We start from the raw sequence: 2,671 nt of genomic DNA on the forward strand, positions 1-2,671 counted from the left end.
CAGAATCATTTTTTTGGAAAAAAATAAATTTGGTAAAGCGAACGACAAAAAGAAAGAGCCTAATTACAGGCTCTTTTTCTTCACTACTATCGTGATTTACAACTGGAGTTCTACCACTGTAGAAGTCGCTTCCTGACCGTTTACGAGCAGTGCAATCCGGTGCGCTCCCGCATAATGGCGACGAGTGGTCAGGTCTGCAAAACGGTGTGTCCGTGTACCTGTAAGATGGGTTCCTCCAGGGACCGTTTTGTCAGATAGCAAAAACAGTTTACGTGAGACTTGTCCTCTCGCCTTCACAAAGTCGATGCCGTACTCGATGCGGACTCGTACCGGGTCACCTTCACGAAGCTGAAGCGCGTAGCTCAACTCACAGCTATCACCGAGCCTTAGCAAGGCAGGGTCTGTGCTGAAAGAGGCTTCAGTGACTAACGGCGCCCCGTCTGTTTCATCCGCATAGCCGAACATTGCCATCACTTCGGGGATGGATTTGCGAATCAGGGTCCGACAGCCATGACGCACAATCCAGTCGGTGTCAGGATGTGTTCCTTTCCACCGTTGAGCCGTAGCAATGACCACATCAGGATGATCCTTGGCAATATCGTTCAGGTTGTTGGCTACACTTTTACGTACATACAGTGAGGGATCGGCTTTCAACAGCTCCAGCACGGCCAATACCGGAGCGGGATCGCGCTTAAATATGGGCAACGCTTGCCCCCACGGCAGTCGTGGACGACAGCCTTCGCTGGCAAGACGGCGGACGTGCTCGCTCGGATGCCCTGCCCAGACCGTCATCTGGCGCATCATCCGTTCCGGTTCGCGCAGCAGGAAGGGTCTGACGGCAAACTCCGCAGATGACTTCTGTGTGAAACGCTCCAGTGCTTCCATGGAAAGCGTCCAATGCTCCTCCCCCTGCCCATACACCTCCACAAAATCCGGAAAGAATAAGTACGGGAAACCGCTGCAATGCTCGTCTAAAGCAAAAAGGACAGCCAGGGCTTCTTCATAACGACTTGGCAAGAACGTCCCCAATGTTAGTGAAATCCGCCGCATCCGGGCTTTTAGCTCCAGCTCATTCCACGATTCGTCCATGACTTGATGGATAAATCTCTGGGTATCAAACGAGCTATACGCCGTTTGTACTCTTTCACCGAAAAGGCGAAGAAAATCCTCTGTGTATATATTTTTTAAAGGTTCAGCCATCTTGTATCTCCTTTTGTATCCGAATGTAAACGATAGATTCATACCTTCGTCTATGATAACCATAAACAGCGCTCCAACACCAGCACTAAAACGATCAGCTCCTACGTTCCAGAGCCAGAAATACTAAAAATGCCAGGCCCTGTGATGAGGGCCTGACATTTTGCATGCGTAGCTTATGAATTTGGATCAAGCTCTAGCTTATGTCCTCAGTAACGGGAGTTGGGGTTACTCTTCCAATCTCCTCTGAAGGAATCTCAAACTGGCGAATATCCTTGACCAAAAACATGATCAAGCCGCACAATACGGTAATCAGTCCGCTGAAAAACAGCACCTCACTAAGAGCAAACCGTAAAGCTAGCGCACCACCAATCAAGGCTCCCAATGGCAGGGCTGCGCTCGACAGCGTGTTTAGAAAGGATGCCACCCGTCCCATTAACGGCAGCGGGGTAGTAATTTGAATCAAGGACGTTTGCAGTACATTGATGATGCCTGTAAAAATACCTAGCAACAGGGCGGCCAGCAGCTTCATCCACATCTCCGGCACAATGGAAAACACGTAGATCGCCAGCCCCATGGCTACCCAGGAGACCGCAATGGTGATGCCGTTCTTTTTCAATACACTGACCAGAAAGGAACCGACAAAAATACCGATAAAATAGGCCACATACAGTAAGCTGTAATAGATCGGTGAGCCATAGAATACCGCAATGGAAGGTATGGCAATAATTAAAATGGCCATCGAAAAATTCGTCAAAGCAAAGAACGGGAGCATAATTCTCAGGAAGGCGTGCCGTTTTACAAAAAGATACCCTTCTTTCAGCTCCCTCAGATAGTACCCCAGCTTCAGTGAACCTTTACCGTTCGTGTCCTCCATCGCAGGAGCGTCGATCTGCTTGCTGAGCCTGATATACACAAAGCCTGCCAGAAACAGCATTGCGCTGGCTAGAAAAAACGTGTTTTTCATCCCCATGGCGATAATGAGCGAGGCTCCAGCCAGATACCCGGCGATATTAATCACCTGATCCGTCGACGAAATCATGGAATTCGCCCGGACAATCAAATCCGGCGAGCCTACCAGTTGCGGCAGCATTTTACTGTTGGCCGGATAAAACAATGTAGAGAAGCAGGATGCAATAAAAACAATAACAAGGATAGCGACCAGATTAACCATCCCGTCCTGAATGAGAAACGGGACAGCCAAAATGAGCACAGCCTGCGTAAACAAGGCGATACTGGCCAACAAAGGCGGTGAATAGCGATCCACCAAAGGACCCACGAGAAAGCTGAAAATCGACGCCGCAGATACGGCCGTATACGTGAAGCTGGTCATCGCCACCGACTGTGTCGATTGCTGTACAAAATACAGCAGGACGATAGAATAAATGCTGTCCGCGATGTTGGCAGAAGTACGGGAAGCAAAGAAACGGATAAAACGATGATCCTTAAACAATTGATTCACATCTTCATCTCC

2 protein-coding genes are annotated in these 2,671 nt (G+C 49.1%); both read right to left on the reverse strand.

Going from position 1 to position 2,671, the window contains the following annotated elements; all coding sequences use genetic code 11:
• Window positions 1–96: 96 nt before the first annotated feature.
• Window positions 97–1,200 carry a hypothetical protein gene (locus MKX59_RS15495; protein ID WP_340858515.1) on the reverse strand — a complete coding sequence of 368 codons (1,104 nt, stop codon included), beginning with the start codon at window positions 1,198–1,200 and terminating at the stop codon, window positions 97–99.
• Window positions 1,201–1,393: 193 nt separating this feature from the next.
• Window positions 1,394–2,659, reverse strand: coding sequence for an MFS transporter (locus MKX59_RS15500; protein WP_071558768.1), 1,266 nt, complete (start codon window positions 2,657–2,659; stop codon window positions 1,394–1,396).
• Window positions 2,660–2,671: the final 12 nt, after the last annotated feature.

Origin of the sequence: Paenibacillus sp. FSL R7-0340 (assembly GCF_038002205.1) — a bacterium.
GTDB classification, from domain to species: Bacteria; Bacillota; Bacilli; order Paenibacillales; family Paenibacillaceae; genus Paenibacillus; species Paenibacillus polymyxa_B.

Coding starts and splice junctions, on each gene's coding strand:
- MKX59_RS15495 (WP_340858515.1), bottom strand. CDS start 1,200: ATGGCTGAACCTTTAAAAAATATATACACAGAGGATTTTCTTCGCCTT.